Below are 14,175 nucleotides of genomic sequence, written 5' to 3'. Positions count from 1 at the left end.
GTGGTCCCCCGCCACCGCCCGGCTCCGGCCGCGCGGCGCGGGTCACTCGGGGGTGCCGCCCGCTGATCTGGTGGCCAGGGCGAACAGCAGGGCGGCGGCCGCCAGCGCCGCGCCGGTCGCGTACGTGAGGGCCGCGCCCGACGGCAGCGTGAGCCCGCCGAGCAGCGTGCCCGCGCCGATGCCCGCGTAGATCGCCGAGGAGTTGAGCGAGACCACCAGTGGCGCCTCCCCGGGCGCGGCGGCGATGAGCCGGTGCTGCTGCGGCGGCGTCTGAGACCAACTGCTCGCCCCCCACGCCAGGACCAGCACGCCGACCAGCACCGCCGTGCCACCCGCAGAACCGGCCGCGGTGCCGTCCGCCGGGCCGACCGCCGCCATCCAGGCGAGCAGGCCCAGGCTGGCGGCCATGACCAGGTACGCGACCGGCAGCACCCGGTGGGCGCCCCACCGGTCGGTGGCGTACCCGGCGGCCAGGTTGCCGAGGACGGCGCCGAGCCCGTACAGGAACAGCATGCCCGCCGTCCCCTCCACGCCCACCGCGCGCAGGGCGGGCACGCTGTAGGCGTACACCGTGTAGCTGCCCGCCATCCCGAGCACGGTGAGCGGCAGGATGGCCGTCACCGCCGGCCGCCTCAGCACGTCCAGCCGGGCGCGCAGCGGCACCCGAGGCGCGCCCGGCAGCACCGGCATGATCGCGTACACCGCGGCGGCGACCGCCAGGCAGGCCACGGCCACCGCCCCCAGCGCGTACCGCCAGCCGAGCCGTTCACCGGCCAGGTCGCCGAGCGGCACGCCGAGCGCCGTCGCGACCGTCAGCCCGCCCACCACCACGGCCAGCGCCCGCGCCCGCAGCTCGGGCCGCACCAGGACCGCCGCCACCGCGCCCGCGCCCGGCGTGTACGCCGCCGCCCCGGCCGCCGCCAGCACCCGGCTGACCACCAGCACGGGGAACGACGGCGCCAGCGCCGACCCCAGGTTGGCCAGCCCGAGCACGACCAGCGCCGTCACCAGCAGCACCCGCCGCGGGACCCGCGCGGCGACGGTGGCCAGCACGGGCGACAGCACCGCGTACGCGACGGCGAACACCGTCACCGACTGCCCGGCCGCCCCCTCGGTGACCTCCAGCGACGCGGCCAGGTCCGGCAGGAACCCGGCCACCACGAACGCGTCCGTCCCCACGGCGAACGTCCCGAGCGCCAGCACCAGCGTCGGGGCGAGGCCCCGGGACTCCGTCTTATTCGGGACATTCAACATCCCGATTCTCCTTCCAGATGTGCGCCCCGCGGGCGGGGTCGAGTTCAGCCGCGAAGGCGTTCGTAGTGGCGGCGCGCGCGGTCGGGGGCGTTGGCCGGAGCCGCGTCCATGAGGTCGGCGACCGTCTGGGCGGCCAGCTCGCGCCGCCAGGCGAGCTCGGCCCGGCGCATGGCCGCCGCGACCCCGCACGGGTGCGCGAACTCGCGGGCGGGCGCCTCGGCCCCCGCGCCGCGCTGCCGGATCTCGGTGCACCTGAACGCCTCGTCGGGCCCCTCGACCGCGGCGACGACGTCCATGAGCGTGATCCGGGCGGGCGGCCTGGCCAGCCTGAACCCGCCCTGCGCGCCCGGCACCGAGGCCAGGATGCCCGCGCGGACCAGCGCCTGGAGCCGCTTCTTGAGGTAGACGGGCGGCAGCTCGAACAGCGCCGCCAGCCGCCCGGTGGACAGCGGGGCCTCGTCCTCCAGCCACGCCAGCACCAGGCAGCAGTGGAGCCCCCACTCGACGCCTTCACCCATGCGCATGAAAGGGGATACTACATGTCCCTTTAACGCCGGCCGCGGCGGCCCTGCCTGCCGGGGGAACCGGCCCTGCCGCGCCGGGCGCTCGGCTCCGGCCCGGCGGCGGTGGCCGTCCAGTGGGCGGGACGGGTCAGGGCGGCGGGCAGCCTCGTGGCGGGGCTGCCCTTGGCGGCGTTGACCTGGGCCTGGGTGAGGAAGACGCAGCCGGTGAGGTCGGCCCCGGACAGGTCGGCGCCCCGCAGGTCGGCGCCGATCAGGTCGGCCAGGCGCAGGTCGGCCCCGCGCAGGTTCGCGCCGATGAGGTAGGCGCCGCGCAGGTTGGCCGCGCGCAGGTCGGCGCCCTTGAGGTTGGCGCCGATCAGGTCGGCGCCGCGGTGCTCCCTGCCCCGCCGACCGGCCCTGACCAGCTCGCTCGTACGCAGCAGCAGCGTGTTGACCTGGCCCCGGTGGGCGGCCACGTCGAGCCGTTCCAGGACGCCGGGGCTCTCGCGGGTCAGGCGCTCGGTCTCCTCGTACGCCGCCCGCAGCTCGGGGGCGAGCTCCGCGGCGGCGTCGAGGGTCAGCGCCTCGGCGAGGTACCACAACAGCTCGTGGAGCTGCCGCATGACCGGGAACACGGCGAACATCTGCCCAGACGTCTCAGGCGCGGCGCGCCAGTCGCGGCCCTCGAAGGTGACCTGGGAGACCTTCTGCCCGGCGCCGAAGCAGTCGAAGACCGTGCAGCCGGGGAAGCCGCGCTCGCGGAGCTGGGCGTGGATGCCGCAGCGGAAGTCGTCGCGCAGGTTGACGCAGGGACGGCCGGCGTCCTTGGCGACGGCGAAGTCGGCGGAGGCGGCGAACGGCAGGGCCACGCAGCACAGGCCGAAGCAGCTCTCGCAGTCGGCCAGCAGGCCGAGCTCGCGCGGGGTCCTCTCGGGCAACGCTCTCCTTGTCCTGACGGGGTCTGCCCAGGGTACCGGCGGGATCAGTCCCGCACGTACGGCGTGGTCGTGGTCAGCGGGACGAACCCGAGCCCGAGCAGGATCGGCCGGCTCTGGTCGGAGGCGTCGACCTGGAGGTAGTCGTAGCCACGCTCGGCGGCCCGCCGGGCCCGCCAGGCGACCAGCGCCCGGTAGAGCCCGCGCCCCCGCCAGCCCGGCACGGTGCCGCCGCCCCACAGCCCGGCGAAGCTCGTGCCCGGGGACAGGTCGAGCCGGGCCGCGCTGACCGCCCGCCCGCCCGCCATCGCGAGGACGGGGACGACGGTGTCGTTGGACAGGCGGACCAGCAGGTGGTCGCGCAGCCGTCCGCCGTCGGCGCCGAAGGCCAGCTCGTGCACCTCGACCAGCGCCTGCACGCCCGCCGCGTCGGTGACCGGCAGCAGGCTCACGCCGTCGGGCGGCGCCACCTCGGTGTCGAGGTCGGCGACCCGGGCGACCATCACGGTCTCGGCCGGTTCGGCGGCGAACCCGGCGGCCAGCAGCCGGTCGGCCAGGTCGGCGGGCCGGTCGTGGGCGTACAGCTTCCACTCGAAGCCGAGGCCGAGGTCGCCGAAGAAGCGCACCTGGCGGGCGACGGCCGCGTCGGCGCTCTCTTCGTCGAGGCCGGACCACAGGACGCCGTTCCAGGCGTGCGGCGGGCCGACCTGGCGGACGACGCCGGCGTCCCGCTCGACCCTGACGTCCGGCCCGTCGGGGCGCGCCTCCCGCCGCATCTGCCGGTCGAACAGCGCCAGCACCTCATCGTGATCCATTCCGCCGACCCTACCGCCGGGCCGGGTCACTCGGCGGCCGGCCAGTCGTCGCCCCAGTCGGCGTCGCGGGCCAGCCGGTACAGCTCGCCCTGCCGCTTGGAGACGACCACGTCGCGCACGCCCTCGCCGGCGGTGCACAGGCGCAGCGACACCAGGCCCTTGCGCTTCTGCGGGTGGCGCAGGACGCGTGCCGCCGCCCGCGGCCACTCCCCCCGCACGGCGGCCACGTAGGAGAACTTCTCGTCCTCGAAGCCGAGCGTGCCGGACTTGACGCGGCGGTGCAGGGTGGTGCGCGGCAGGCGTACGGAGAAGTGGCACCAGTCGCGGCCCGGCCGGATGGGGCAGGGGCCGTCGTGCGGGCAGGGGGCGACGACCGTCAGGCCGCACCCGGTGAGCGTCTCCCGGGCGGTGACGATGTTGGCGTACCCGGCGGGGGTGCCGGGCTCGATGACGATCACCATCGTCGCGTCCGCGGCCAGCCAGCGCACGACGTCGGCGTGCCGCTGCGCGGGCAGCTCGTTGAGGGCGTAGGACATGGTGACCAGGTCGGCGGCGGGCCGGTCGAGCCCCGGGTCGATCGAGGCGCGGCGCCAGGTGACGTCGCGGACGGGCGCGGTCCTGGCCAGCCGCCGGCCGAGCTCGATGATCTGCGGGTCGTGCTCGACGACGGTGACCCGCTCCAGCGAGGGCCAGACCGGCCCGGCCGCCCAGACCGCCGCGCCGGTGCCGCCGCCCACGTCGAGCTGCGTCCGCGGCGCGAAGCCCGGGGTCATCGCGGCGGCCATGCGCATGGCCGTGCCCGCGGCGGCGTACGTGGCGGGCATGCGATAGGCGGCGTAGGCCGCGATGTCGGCCGGGGTGCGCAGGTGCGGCGCGGCGTCGGACGGGCCGGTGCGGTAGCGCTCGGTGAGCTGTTCCGTCGCGCGGGACAGGTCGTGCGGCGCGAAGCGGGCCAGGGCCGAGTCCAGGGCGGTCCTGAGCTCGTCGGGAAGCATGGTCATCGTGTGGTCCTGGCGGTCGGGTCGGGGGCGGGGCGGGCGACCGCTGCCAGGCGAGGAACGACCCCTCTGACCTGTCCGGCGACGTCGCGACGCAGCGTACCAAGCGGGCGGCGCACGATGGGACCGGAGCTCAAGGGCCCGGAGCTCTCCGCACCGGGCGAGGGGCGGCCCGCGGCGGCGGCGGAGCTCAGCCGGGCACCGGGGGCCGGAACAGGCGCCAGAACGACTGGGCCGCGGCGGCGTCGCGGCGTCCGCCGCACACCCAGTGCGTGATCACGCCGATGAGCGCCCCGGCCAGGAAGGCGGCGTGCACGTCGGCGGGCACGTCCTCGAATCCCGCCGGACGGCTGCCCGCGGCGAAGCGGCCGGTCAGCTCCTCGGTGAGCCGCTCGCGCATCCGGGCGGCGAAGCGGGCGCTGCCCTGGCCGCCCAGCATGCGCTCGTACAGGGTGGCGTTGGCCGCCACGTGGTCGAACAGCTCCGCCAGCGGGGCCGGCGGCCGGTCGCGGGGGGCGTCGAGCGGGCACAGGGCCGCCGCCCGCGCCACGGCGGTGACGGCGTCCTCCATGGCGTCGGTGACCAGCGCGTCGACGTCCGGATAGTGCAGGTAGATCGTGGCGCGGTTGACCTCGGCGTGCCGCGCCAGCGCCGACATGGTGATGCTGCCCAGTTCCTGCCGGGCGGCCAGGTCCAGCACGGCGGCCTTGAGACGGGCACGCGTACGCCGCGCCCGCGGATCGTCCGGGTTCACGCCGCCACTATACGACACATGTTGACTAATCGACAGTTGTCGCATAGATTGCCCGGCATGCGAATCGAAGTCTGGGCGGACATGGTCTGCGGATGGGCCCACATCGGGAAGCGGCGGCTGGAGAAGGCCCTCGCCTCCTGGGAGGGCGAGCCGGTCGAGGTGGTCTGGCGGCCGTTCCAGATCGATCCGTCGGCCCCGGCGAAGGCCGAGCCGCTGGCGGAGGTGCTGAGCGACCCCATGGTCGACGAGGCGCTGCGGGTCTGCTCGCCCGGCCTGTCCCCGGCCGGCAACCGGGCGCGGGTGGCGGGCCTCGCCGCCGACGAAGGGCTCGGGCAGCAGTGGGGCGCGGCCTGGCGGCCCAACACGCTGGAGGCGCACCGGCTGATCGCCGTGGCGTACGAGGCGGGCGGCGCGGCGCTGCAGTCGGCCGTGGTCGAGCGGGTGCTGTCGGCCCACTTCGTCGAGACCCTCGACATCGGCGACCCGGCGGTGCTGTCGGCGATCGCCGCCGACACCGGCGTGCCGTGGGACGGCCGGGGCGCCGGCCTGGTGCGCGAACTGCTGCTCACGGGCAAGGCCAAGGGCGTGCGCACGTCGCCGACCATCGTGGTGGGCGGCCGCGCCCTGGCCGGGGCCCAGCCGCCGGACGTGATCAGGGACTTCCTGGCCGACGCCGCCGGTCACCCGGTCCGGCGGCTGCCGGCCGAGGTGGAGCGGCTGCGTCACGCCGAGTCGCTGCTCGACCAGCGCGACCCGCTCGGCGCGCTCACGCTGCTGCGCCCGCTGCTCGACGAGCACGGCACGGACCGCGGGGTGCGGCTGCTGGCGGCCCGCGCCTACTTCGCCTCGGCCCAGCTCGGCCGGGCGCGTACGGCCCTGGAGAGCCTGGTCGCCGAGGCGCCCGACGACTCCTACGCCCGTCACCTCCTCGGCCGTACGCTGCACCGCCAGGGTCACCCGGAGCAGGCCGCCCCGCACCTGACGCTGGCCGCCGTGATGACCCCCGACTACGCCTGAGGCTGAGCCCGCGGCGAACGCGACCCGCTCCCCCGCGGGAGTGGGTCGCGGGGGTGAAGATCGCCTTTGACCAGGCGGGGCCCGCGTCGGGCGACGCCGTCGTGCTGGTCCATGCCGGGGTGGCCGATCGGCGCATGTGGGAGCACCGGTTCGCGGCGCTGTCGCGGCGTCATCGGGTGATCCGCCACGACCGGCGCGGCCACGGCGGGTCCGCCGACGCCGCGGCCGTTTCAGCCGCCGTTCCGGCGGTCGGGCTCCAGGCGGCCCCAGGTGCGGCCGGTGCGGGCGGTGTCCTCGGCCAGGATCTCCCCGATGGCCGCGGCCAGCAGGTCGCGGTGGCCCGCGGGCAGGCCGGCGGCCAGCGTCTCCAGGCGGGCCGCCACCCCGTCGTGGGCGCGCACCGCGATCCCGGCGCCCGCCGGGGTCAGCTCGATCAGGCAGGCGCGGCGGTCACGCCCGTCGCGCACCCGGGCCACCAGCCCGCGCCTCTCGGCTCGGTCGACGAGCCCCGTCAGGCTCGACCTCTCCAGGCGCAGCGCCCGGGTCAGCCCGGTCATCCCGATGGGCCCGCCGACCAGCAGGCACAGGAGCTGGGCCTGCTGCGGGGTCAGGTCGTGCTCCCTGCTGACCTCGCCGTAGACCTGCTCGACCAGGTGCGCCAGGCGGACGAGCGCCTCGGTGAGGCTCAGACCCGGGGCTTCGGTGGCGACCATGCGACCAGTGTAATTGACAGTAGTTGGCGGCACGAACTAAATTTACTTCGCACCACCAACAGTTCGTACAACCAACCAATGGGTGAGCCCCTCATGCCCGACTACGGTCACGATCTGCAGTTCAGCGCCAACCTCGTCCCGGCCGCCGGGCAGGCGGACGAGGTCGTGGCCCTCGCCCAGCTCGCCGAGCGCGCCGGGCTGGACCTGGTGACGTTCCAGGACCACCCCTACCAGCCCGCCCTCCTCGACACCTGGACGCTGCTCAGCTTCGTCGCCGCGCGCACCGAGCGCATCCGGCTGGCCGGCAACGTGCACCCGCTGCCGCTGCGCCCGCCGGCCGTGCTCGCCCAGGCGGCGGCCAGCCTCGACCTGCTCAGCCACGGCCGGTTCGAGCTGGCGCTCGGCGCGGGCGGCTACTGGGACGCCATCGAGGCCATGGGCGGCCCCCGGCGCACCCCGTCCGAGGCCGTGGCCGCGCTGGAGGAGGGCATCGGGATCATCCGCGCGGTCTGGGACGCCGGCACGCGCGGCGGCGTCCACCACCGCGGCGAGCACTACCGGGTGGACGGCCTCAAGCGCGGCCCGCGACCGGCCCACGACATCGGGATCTGGCTCGGGGCGTACAAGCCGCGCATGCTCCGGCTCACCGGGCGGCTGGCCGACGGCTGGCTGCCCTCGCTCCCCCGCCTCCAGGACGTCGCCGCGCTCGGCGAGGGCAACGCCGTCATCGACGAGGCCGCGGTGGAGGCCGGGCGGTCGCCGTCCGACGTGCGGCGGCTGCTCAACCTGGGCGGGCCGCTGCCCGCGGCGCAGCTCGCCGAGCTCGCGCTCGTCCACGGGGTGAGCGTCTTCATCCTCATGTCCGGCGAGCCGCGCGAGATCGAGCGCTTCGCCGCCGAGACCGCCCCGGCCGTACGGGAGCTGGTCGCCGCCGGACGCGGCCACTCCCCGGAACCGGACCACCACGCCGGAACCAGCGCCGGAACCCGCGCCGCGGTCCAGGTCTGGGACGAGGCCACCAGGCCCACCGCGCCCGACCCCGCCCCCGGCCGCCGGTACACCCCGGCGGAGCAGGCAGCCGGGCAGCACCTCGTGGACGTGCACAACCACCTGCGCGCCGAGCTGGCCCAGCTCCGCGACCTCGTCGAGCAGGTGGCCGCGGGCACGATCGACGCGGGCGCGGCCCGTTCGCAGATCGCGACCATGACGATGCGGCAGAACAACTGGACGCTGGGGGCGTACTGCGAGTCGTACTGCAGGCTCGTCACCATGCACCACACCGGCGAGGACAGCATGGTCTTCCCGAAGCTGCGCCGCGCCGAGCCGGGGCTCGCGCCCGTCCTGGACCGGCTGCAGGAGGAGCACGAGGCGATCCACAAGATCATCGAGCGGGTGGACCGGACGCTGGTCGCCTTCGTCGGCGAGCCCGGCGGCGGACTGGGCGACCTGCGCGCCGCCGTCGACCTGCTCAGCGACGCGCTGCTGTCCCACCTGTCGTACGAGGAGCGGGAGCTGGTGCCGCCGCTGTCGAGGCACGGCTTCTAGCGGCGCCCGCGCGGGCGGCCGGGCCTCCGGCACCCGCGCCGCCGTGCGCCGCGTCGCCGGGGGCCGGGCTTCCGGGGGCCGCGTCGCCGGGGGCGGGGAAGGCGTGGCGGCGGGCGGCGGCGACGACCGCTAGGGCGGCGAGCGCCACCGGGAGGGCGGTCCACGGCAGCGCGCCCGCCCCCGCGCCCTCCAGCACCAGCCCTCCGGCGAGCGACCCGGCCGCGATGCCCGCGTTGTAGACGGTCGTCTGCATCGACGTGGCCACGTCGGCGTTCTCCGGCCCCGAGGCGATGACCAGCGCGGTCTGCAGCAGCGTCGGCGCTCCCCCGAACGCCGCGCCCCACAACGCGACCGCGCCCAGCAGCACCCCGGCGGACCCGGCGTACAGGCCGAGGGCCGTCATGGACGCGGCCACCGCGGCCAGCACCGCGAGCAGGGTGGCCCGGGGGCGCCTGTCGATCACCGCGCCGACCACCCAGATGCCCGCCACCGTGGCCACGCCGAACACCAGCAGCACGGTCCCCGGCCGGCCGAACCCCGCCTGCTCGGCGAACAGCGCCAGGTACGTGTACATCGCCTGGTGCCCCAGCAGCACCAGCACCGTCACCGACAGCACGGTCCGGACGCCGGGCACGACCGCGACCCGCCGCAACGGCACCCGCCGCGCCGCCGGCTCGCCGGGGAAGGGCGGCACCTTCCACAGCACCCAGCCCACCAGGACCACCGCCACCGCCGACAGCGACCCGAACGCCGCCCGCCATCCGACCGCCGCCGCGAGCTGCGTCCCCGCCGGGATGCCCGCGCACAGCGCCACCGTGATCCCGGCCGAGACGATCGCGATGGCCCGCCCGCGGCGCTCGGCGGGGACCATGCGGGCGGCGTACCCGACGAGCATGGCCCACAGGATGCCGCCCATCGCCCCCGCGCCCACCCGCGCCGCGAACGTCACCGCGTACGACGACGAGACCGCCGTGACCGCGTTGAGCAGCGCGAACCCGAGCAGCGCGGCCACCAGCACCTGCCGCCTGGGCAGCCCGCGCAGCAACGCGGTGAGCGGGATCGCGGCCAGGAAGGAGGCGACCGCGTAGGCGGTCACGAGGAACCCGGCCGTCCCCTCCGGCACGCCGAGGGCGGCGGAGAGCTGCGGCAGCAGGCCCGCCGGGAGGAGTTCGGTCATGACGGCCGTGAACGCCGCCGTGAACAGCGCGAGCAGCCCCGCCCACGGGAGTTTCGCAGGAGACATGCCGCCTATGCTGGAACCTTCACATCAGTGTGAAGGCAAATCCTCCGAGGGAAGCATGAAGATCGGACAGTTGTCCCAGCGTACGGGCGTGCCGACGCGCATGCTGCGCTACTACGAGGAGCAGGATCTGCTGCATCCCGACCGCGCCGTCAACGGCTACCGGGACTATCCCGAGTCGGCGGTGTACCGGGTCCAGCAGATCCGCGGCCTGCTCGACTCCGGGCTCACCACGGAGATCATCCGCCGCATCCTGCCGTTCCTCAACAAACCGGACGAGATCCACCTGCATCCGGAGTGCCTGACGCCCGAACTGGCCGAGCTGCTGCGGGCCGAGGCGGGCCGCATCCAGCAGCGCATCGACTGCCTGTCCCGCAACCGGGACGCCATCCACGCCTACCTGGCCGCCGTACGGTCCGCCGCGGACGGAGGCGCGGCCTCGGCCTGATCGTTCCGCCGCGAATCCGGTCTGCTGGAATGAGGGCATGGAGACCTTGGCCGACCTTCTCTCGGACGCGGCGGCGGGCCGCCCGCCCGCCCCCGACGGCAGCGTGACCGTCCTCCCCCAGCCGTCGGAGCGCGACGCGGGGATCATCGCCTTCACCGCCCACACGGTGGTCTTCGCCGACGTCGATCCGGCTCGGGTGCACGCCCTGCTGCCCGCCGGCGACCTGTCGGCGCCGCTCATGCCGGCGTTCCTGACGGCGATGGAGGCCGCGACCGGCAGGCGTACCGGCAACCTCGACCTGCTCGCGCTGGCCGCCCCCGCCCCCGGGCCGCCCCCGCTCCCGCTGGAGGAGCTCACCGCGGGCGACCACCCGCGCGTCGTCCGGGCCCGCCGCTACCGGGACGCCGTGCGCGTGTGGATCACCGGCGACGGCGCCGGCCTGGTCACGCTGGGCCGCGGCGTGGCGGGCCGCTGGGAGGCGGCCGTCGAGGTGGAGCCCGAGCACCGCGGGCGCGGGCTCGGCAGGTCGCTGGCCGCGGCGGCCAGGCACCTGACGCCCGGCCCGCTGTGGGCGCAGATCGCGCCGGGCAACGCCGCGAGCGTACGGGCGTTCCTGGCCGCCGGTTACCTGCCTATGGGGGCCGAGGTGCTGCTCGTCCCGGAGGACGGAGGGCTCTGAGGCGGCCCGCGCCCGGGGTCCGCTCGGGCCGGAACGCCGTGCGGAAGGCCCGTGCGCCCTTGCCAGGCCGGGGTCGCCGGTGTCCGGGAGTTTGCTGGTAGGGGGCCCGCTGTTGGGGGAAACCGGGTGTGGCGCTGCGGAGGGCGTCCAAGATCGCTACGTATAGTGATGGCCGATGTCACTTCGTGATTACAGGGGGAGCTCATGAGAGGTAACCTCATCGCCGCCGGCGGTGCACTGCTCGTCGCGGCCGCGGTGTTCAGCATGGCCGGCGTGGCCGCCGCGGACGCCTGGTCCGACGAGAGGCACTGGCACCCGGACAACTGCAGCCTCGGAACGAACGACGACTCCACGTACCACCACGTCACGAAGTACGGCCGGTTCGCCGGCACCCGTGACGCCGACGCCTGCAAGGGCGGCGAGCACGGGCACGACTCCGACGACGGCTGGGGCTGGAAGAACGACCACGGCCGCCACAACTGGCCGGGCAGCGGCAACGGCAACTGGATCGGCCACGGCTACGGCCCCGGCGCGGGCGTGGGGGTCGGCGGCTAGGGCCGCGCCCTCACCCACCTCGATCCCGGCGCCCCAGCGAGGCGCCGGGATCGACGCATGCCCCGCCCCTCCCGGCTCTCGCCACCGCGGCGGGAGCCGCCGCCTCCGCTGATATCTTCTGCCGTAAAGAGATCCGGGGGCAGAGGAGAGTCGTACTGTGGTCGTCTTCGCCGGGCAGGGGGACGCGCGCCGTTCGATGGCGTTGCTGTGGCGGACCGAGGAGCCGGGCGAGTCGCGTCCCGGCCCCAAGCCGGGCCTGAGCGTGGACCTGATCGTCGACGCCGCCATCGCCGTCGCCGACGCCGAGGGCATGGCCGCGCTGTCCATGCGCAAGGTCGGCGAACGGCTCGGCCGCACCGGCATGGCCCTCTACACCTACGTCCCCAGCAAGGGCGAGCTGGTGGACCTCATGTACGACAAGGCCTTGGGCGAGCTGCCCACCGTCCACGACCTGGCCGGGGGCTGGCGGGCGGCGGTCACCGCGTGGGCCGGGCACCTGTGGCACTTCTACCAGCGCCACCCCTGGGTGCTCCAGGTGTCGCAGGCCCGTCCGGTGCTCGGCCCCAACGAGTTCGCGCTGCTGGAGAGCCTGGTCGCGATCCTGCGCGAGACCGGCCTGCGCCCGCCCGCGCTGCGCGGCGTGGTGTCGTTGCTGTTCGACTTCGTCCGCGGCGCGGCCCGGACGGTCGCCGAGTCGCGGCAGGCCCCGTCGGCCACCGGCGTGTCGGACGAGGAGTGGTGGCACACCCGTTCCCGCCTGCTGGAGGAGGTCGCGCCGGGCTTCGCGGCCCGCTTCCCCATGGTGGCCTGGATCGAGAGCGAGCCCAGCGTCCCCGGCGAGGACGAGCCGTACCTGGAGCATCAGGTGAACGAGGCGTTCACGGTCGGGCTCACCGTGCTGCTCGACGGCGTGCAGGCCGCCGTCGAGCGGACCGGTCCGCACGCCGGGCCGGTCAGCGCCCCTTGAGGAAGGCCGCCCAGGCTTCCAGGCCCGGTTCGGGGTCGGCGCGGCCCACGCCGAGGCGGAACCGGTCGTCCGGCGTGGACGTGAGCTCCGAGCGGTAGACGCCCGCGGGCAGCAGCAGCACGCCGGCCTGTTCGACCAGCTCGGCGCAGAACGCCTCGACGCCGTCCGGCCCCAGGTAGCGGGGGAAGGTGACGCAGCCGCCGTCGGGCGCCCGCCACTCGAACAGGTCGCCGAACTCGCCGAAGAACGCCTCGAAGCGCGGCAGGTTGGCGGCGATGATCCCGCGGTTGCGCGCCAGGATGCGGTCCCGCGCCCTGATCGCGATGCGGGCGAGCAGCTCGCTGGGCGCGGAGTTGCAGATGGTCGTGTAGTGCTTGGCGCGTTCGAGGCGGGCGCGCAGCTCGCGGTCGCGGCAGGCGATCCAGCCGATGCGCAGGCCGGGCAGGCCGAGGGACTTGGAGGTGACGTTCAGCGAGAGCGCCGCCGGCGACAGGTCGGCGGCCTGCGGCAGCGTGCGGGCGGGGTCGAGCTCCAGGCCGCGGTAGACCTCGTCGCTGAACAGGTGGATGCCGCGCTCCTCGCACAGCGCGGCCAGCCGGGCGAGGTCGGCCGCGCCGATGACCTTGCCCGTCGGGTTGTTGGGGAAGTTGACCGACACCACGCGGGTGTTCGGCCGGATCGCGGCCGCCACGGCGTCGAGGTCGAGCGCCCAGTCGCGGGCGGGGTCCAGCGCGACGCCGGTGACCTCGCACAACGCCATCGGCACCGTCTCGGCGGACTGGTAGCACGGCGTGACCACCACGGCGTGGTCGCCGGGGCCGAGCAGCACCCGCATGGCCAGGTACAGGGCTTCCTGGGCGCCCGCGAAGACGAGCACGTCGTCCGCGCCGACGTGCTCGTAGGTGTCCGCGACGGCCTGGCGCAGCCCCGGGTCGCCGAAGGTCTCGGTGTAGCCGAGCGACAGCGTCTCCCAGGCGTGCCTGTCGTCGTCGCCGGCCAGGGCGAGCAGCTCGGCCATGGTCATGGTCTGCGCGTCGGAGGCGGCCAGGTGGTGGCGGGCGGTGAACTCCCAGCGGGAGAAGTAGACCTCCAGCCGGAAGTCGGGAAGCGGGGTCACGGTCGGCTCCTCCTGAGCTCGGCGAGCAGGGCGTAGAGGGTGGAACGGGACGTCCGCAACGCCCCGGCGACGACGGACGGCGCCCGCCGGACGGTGAAGACCCCGGCCTGGTCCAGCTCGGCCAGCACGGCGAGGCGGTCCTCGCGGGTCAGCCGGTCCACCGGCCGGCCGTGCTCGCGGACGTAGGCGCCGACGATCTGCTGCACGCGCTCGGTCCAGTCCTGCTCGAACAGCGCCTCGGGCCGGGGCGCGGACGGCGCGGCGAACGCGGCCAGCAGCGCCGCGGCCTGCTCCAGCGGGGTGCGGTCGAGGTTCACGCAGAGCACGGCGGACGGCTCGCCGCCGGGGTCGCGCAGCACGGCGCTCACCGACGACAGCCGCCGCCCGTCGGCCAGCAGCTTCTCGTAGGGGCCGTAGACGCCGCCGGGCGAGGGGTCGAGCCGGTCGAGCTCGCCGAGCAGCGACGGCGCGCCGGGGCCGCGCCCGGACATCGGGTTCCACACTCCGAGGACCTGGTCGCCGCGGACGTCGTGCAGGACCACCTCGGCGTACGGGGCCAGCAGCGCGGCCACCGCCTCGCACACCGGCGACCACAGCCGCACGCGCTCATCCGTGTTCGTCACGCCCGGATGCTA

16 protein-coding genes are annotated in these 14,175 nt (G+C 75.4%); 6 read left to right on the top strand and 10 right to left on the bottom strand.

Annotated elements, in window-relative coordinates:
• Window positions 1–42: 42 nt before the first annotated feature.
• The 6 genes from ACIBST_RS23185 to ACIBST_RS23160 form a co-directional block, all read right to left on the bottom strand.
• Window positions 43–1,254, bottom strand: coding sequence for an MFS transporter (locus ACIBST_RS23185; protein WP_397174421.1), 1,212 nt, complete (start codon window positions 1,252–1,254; stop codon window positions 43–45).
• Window positions 1,255–1,298: 44 nt separating this feature from the next.
• Window positions 1,299–1,778, bottom strand: coding sequence for an RrF2 family transcriptional regulator (locus ACIBST_RS23180; protein ID WP_397174419.1), 480 nt, complete (start codon window positions 1,776–1,778; stop codon window positions 1,299–1,301).
• A gap of 23 nt (window positions 1,779–1,801) precedes the next feature.
• Window positions 1,802–2,695, bottom strand: a complete 894-nt coding sequence (locus ACIBST_RS23175; protein ID WP_397174418.1) for a pentapeptide repeat-containing protein — start codon at window positions 2,693–2,695, stop codon at window positions 1,802–1,804.
• 44 nt (window positions 2,696–2,739) lie between these two features.
• Window positions 2,740–3,507: a GNAT family N-acetyltransferase gene (locus tag ACIBST_RS23170; protein ID WP_397174416.1), complete on the bottom strand. Its 768-nt coding sequence runs from the start codon at window positions 3,505–3,507 to the stop codon at window positions 2,740–2,742.
• A 26-nt stretch (window positions 3,508–3,533) separates the two neighbouring features.
• Window positions 3,534–4,508 (bottom strand): small ribosomal subunit Rsm22 family protein, encoded by a 975-nt coding sequence (locus ACIBST_RS23165; protein WP_397174414.1) that lies wholly within the window; start codon window positions 4,506–4,508, stop codon window positions 3,534–3,536.
• 187 nt (window positions 4,509–4,695) lie between these two features.
• The gene (locus ACIBST_RS23160) at window positions 4,696–5,259 is read right to left on the bottom strand and encodes a TetR/AcrR family transcriptional regulator (RefSeq protein ID WP_397174412.1); all 564 of its coding nucleotides are present in this window, start codon (window positions 5,257–5,259) and stop codon (window positions 4,696–4,698) included.
• Window positions 5,260–5,316: 57 nt separating this feature from the next.
• On the opposite strand from ACIBST_RS23160, the gene ACIBST_RS23155 reads away from it, so the two are divergent.
• Entirely contained in the window at window positions 5,317–6,276 is a 960-nt protein-coding gene (locus ACIBST_RS23155; RefSeq protein ID WP_397174410.1) for a DsbA family protein, read from the top strand.
• 230 nt (window positions 6,277–6,506) lie between these two features.
• On the opposite strand, the gene ACIBST_RS23150 is transcribed toward ACIBST_RS23155, so the two are convergent.
• Window positions 6,507–6,989 (bottom strand): MarR family winged helix-turn-helix transcriptional regulator, encoded by a 483-nt coding sequence (locus tag ACIBST_RS23150; protein WP_397174408.1) that lies wholly within the window; start codon window positions 6,987–6,989, stop codon window positions 6,507–6,509.
• 78 nt (window positions 6,990–7,067) lie between these two features.
• On the opposite strand from ACIBST_RS23150, the gene ACIBST_RS23145 reads away from it, so the two are divergent.
• Window positions 7,068–8,534, top strand: coding sequence for an LLM class flavin-dependent oxidoreductase (locus ACIBST_RS23145; RefSeq protein WP_397174407.1), 1,467 nt, complete (start codon window positions 7,068–7,070; stop codon window positions 8,532–8,534).
• Here the strand turns inward: ACIBST_RS23145 and ACIBST_RS23140 are convergent.
• Complete coding sequence (locus ACIBST_RS23140; RefSeq protein ID WP_397174405.1) at window positions 8,458–9,777, bottom strand: MFS transporter; 1,320 nt, start codon at window positions 9,775–9,777, stop codon at window positions 8,458–8,460. The two genes, ACIBST_RS23145 and ACIBST_RS23140, sit on opposite strands and share 77 nt — an antisense overlap.
• 55 nt (window positions 9,778–9,832) lie before the next feature.
• Here ACIBST_RS23140 and ACIBST_RS23135 point away from each other — a divergent pair, with 55 nt between their 5' ends.
• The 4 genes from ACIBST_RS23135 to ACIBST_RS23120 all read left to right on the top strand — a co-directional run bounded on the left by ACIBST_RS23135 (window position 9,833) and on the right by ACIBST_RS23120 (window position 12,423).
• Window positions 9,833–10,222, top strand: a complete 390-nt coding sequence (locus ACIBST_RS23135; RefSeq protein ID WP_397174403.1) for a MerR family transcriptional regulator — start codon at window positions 9,833–9,835, stop codon at window positions 10,220–10,222.
• 37 nt (window positions 10,223–10,259) lie between these two features.
• Window positions 10,260–10,901: a GNAT family N-acetyltransferase gene (locus ACIBST_RS23130; protein ID WP_397174401.1), complete on the top strand. Its 642-nt coding sequence runs from the start codon at window positions 10,260–10,262 to the stop codon at window positions 10,899–10,901.
• A gap of 204 nt (window positions 10,902–11,105) precedes the next feature.
• Window positions 11,106–11,456, top strand: a complete 351-nt coding sequence (locus ACIBST_RS23125) for a hypothetical protein (RefSeq protein ID WP_397174400.1) — start codon at window positions 11,106–11,108, stop codon at window positions 11,454–11,456.
• Between the two features lie 157 nt (window positions 11,457–11,613).
• A complete protein-coding gene (locus tag ACIBST_RS23120; protein WP_397174399.1) occupies window positions 11,614–12,423 on the top strand; it encodes a TetR/AcrR family transcriptional regulator C-terminal domain-containing protein in 810 nt (269 codons plus the stop codon).
• Here ACIBST_RS23120 and ACIBST_RS23115 read toward each other — a convergent pair.
• A complete protein-coding gene (locus tag ACIBST_RS23115) occupies window positions 12,410–13,540 on the bottom strand; it encodes an aminotransferase class I/II-fold pyridoxal phosphate-dependent enzyme (RefSeq protein ID WP_397174397.1) in 1,131 nt (376 codons plus the stop codon). The genes ACIBST_RS23120 and ACIBST_RS23115 overlap by 14 nt on opposite strands.
• Window positions 13,537–14,163, bottom strand: coding sequence for a transcriptional regulator (locus ACIBST_RS23110; RefSeq protein WP_397174396.1), 627 nt, complete (start codon window positions 14,161–14,163; stop codon window positions 13,537–13,539). The genes ACIBST_RS23115 and ACIBST_RS23110 overlap by 4 nt, the downstream gene beginning before the upstream one ends.
• Window positions 14,164–14,175 lie beyond the last annotated feature (12 nt).

It is taken from the genome of Nonomuraea sp. NPDC049684, from assembly GCF_044465345.1.
In the GTDB taxonomy this organism is placed as follows: domain Bacteria; phylum Actinomycetota; class Actinomycetes; order Streptosporangiales; family Streptosporangiaceae; genus Nonomuraea.
The sequence above is the reverse complement of the archived record's forward strand: the minus strand, read 5'-3'. Positions and strand labels throughout refer to the sequence as shown.

Bases quoted from the DNA above. Each gene is read 5' to 3' on its own strand.
- ACIBST_RS23185 (WP_397174421.1), bottom strand. From the start codon at position 1,254: ATGTTGAATGTCCCGAATAAGACGGAGTCCCGGGGCCTCGCCCCGACG.
- ACIBST_RS23180 (WP_397174419.1), bottom strand. From the start codon at position 1,778: ATGCGCATGGGTGAAGGCGTCGAGTGGGGGCTCCACTGCTGCCTGGTG.
- ACIBST_RS23170 (WP_397174416.1), bottom strand. From the start codon at position 3,507: ATGGATCACGATGAGGTGCTGGCGCTGTTCGACCGGCAGATGCGGCGG.
- ACIBST_RS23165 (WP_397174414.1), bottom strand. From the start codon at position 4,508: ATGACCATGCTTCCCGACGAGCTCAGGACCGCCCTGGACTCGGCCCTG.
- ACIBST_RS23155 (WP_397174410.1), top strand. From the start codon at position 5,317: ATGCGAATCGAAGTCTGGGCGGACATGGTCTGCGGATGGGCCCACATC.
- ACIBST_RS23150 (WP_397174408.1), bottom strand. From the start codon at position 6,989: ATGGTCGCCACCGAAGCCCCGGGTCTGAGCCTCACCGAGGCGCTCGTC.
- ACIBST_RS23145 (WP_397174407.1), top strand. From the start codon at position 7,068: ATGGGTGAGCCCCTCATGCCCGACTACGGTCACGATCTGCAGTTCAGC.
- ACIBST_RS23140 (WP_397174405.1), bottom strand. From the start codon at position 9,777: ATGTCTCCTGCGAAACTCCCGTGGGCGGGGCTGCTCGCGCTGTTCACG.
- ACIBST_RS23135 (WP_397174403.1), top strand. From the start codon at position 9,833: ATGAAGATCGGACAGTTGTCCCAGCGTACGGGCGTGCCGACGCGCATG.
- ACIBST_RS23130 (WP_397174401.1), top strand. From the start codon at position 10,260: ATGGAGACCTTGGCCGACCTTCTCTCGGACGCGGCGGCGGGCCGCCCG.
- ACIBST_RS23125 (WP_397174400.1), top strand. From the start codon at position 11,106: ATGAGAGGTAACCTCATCGCCGCCGGCGGTGCACTGCTCGTCGCGGCC.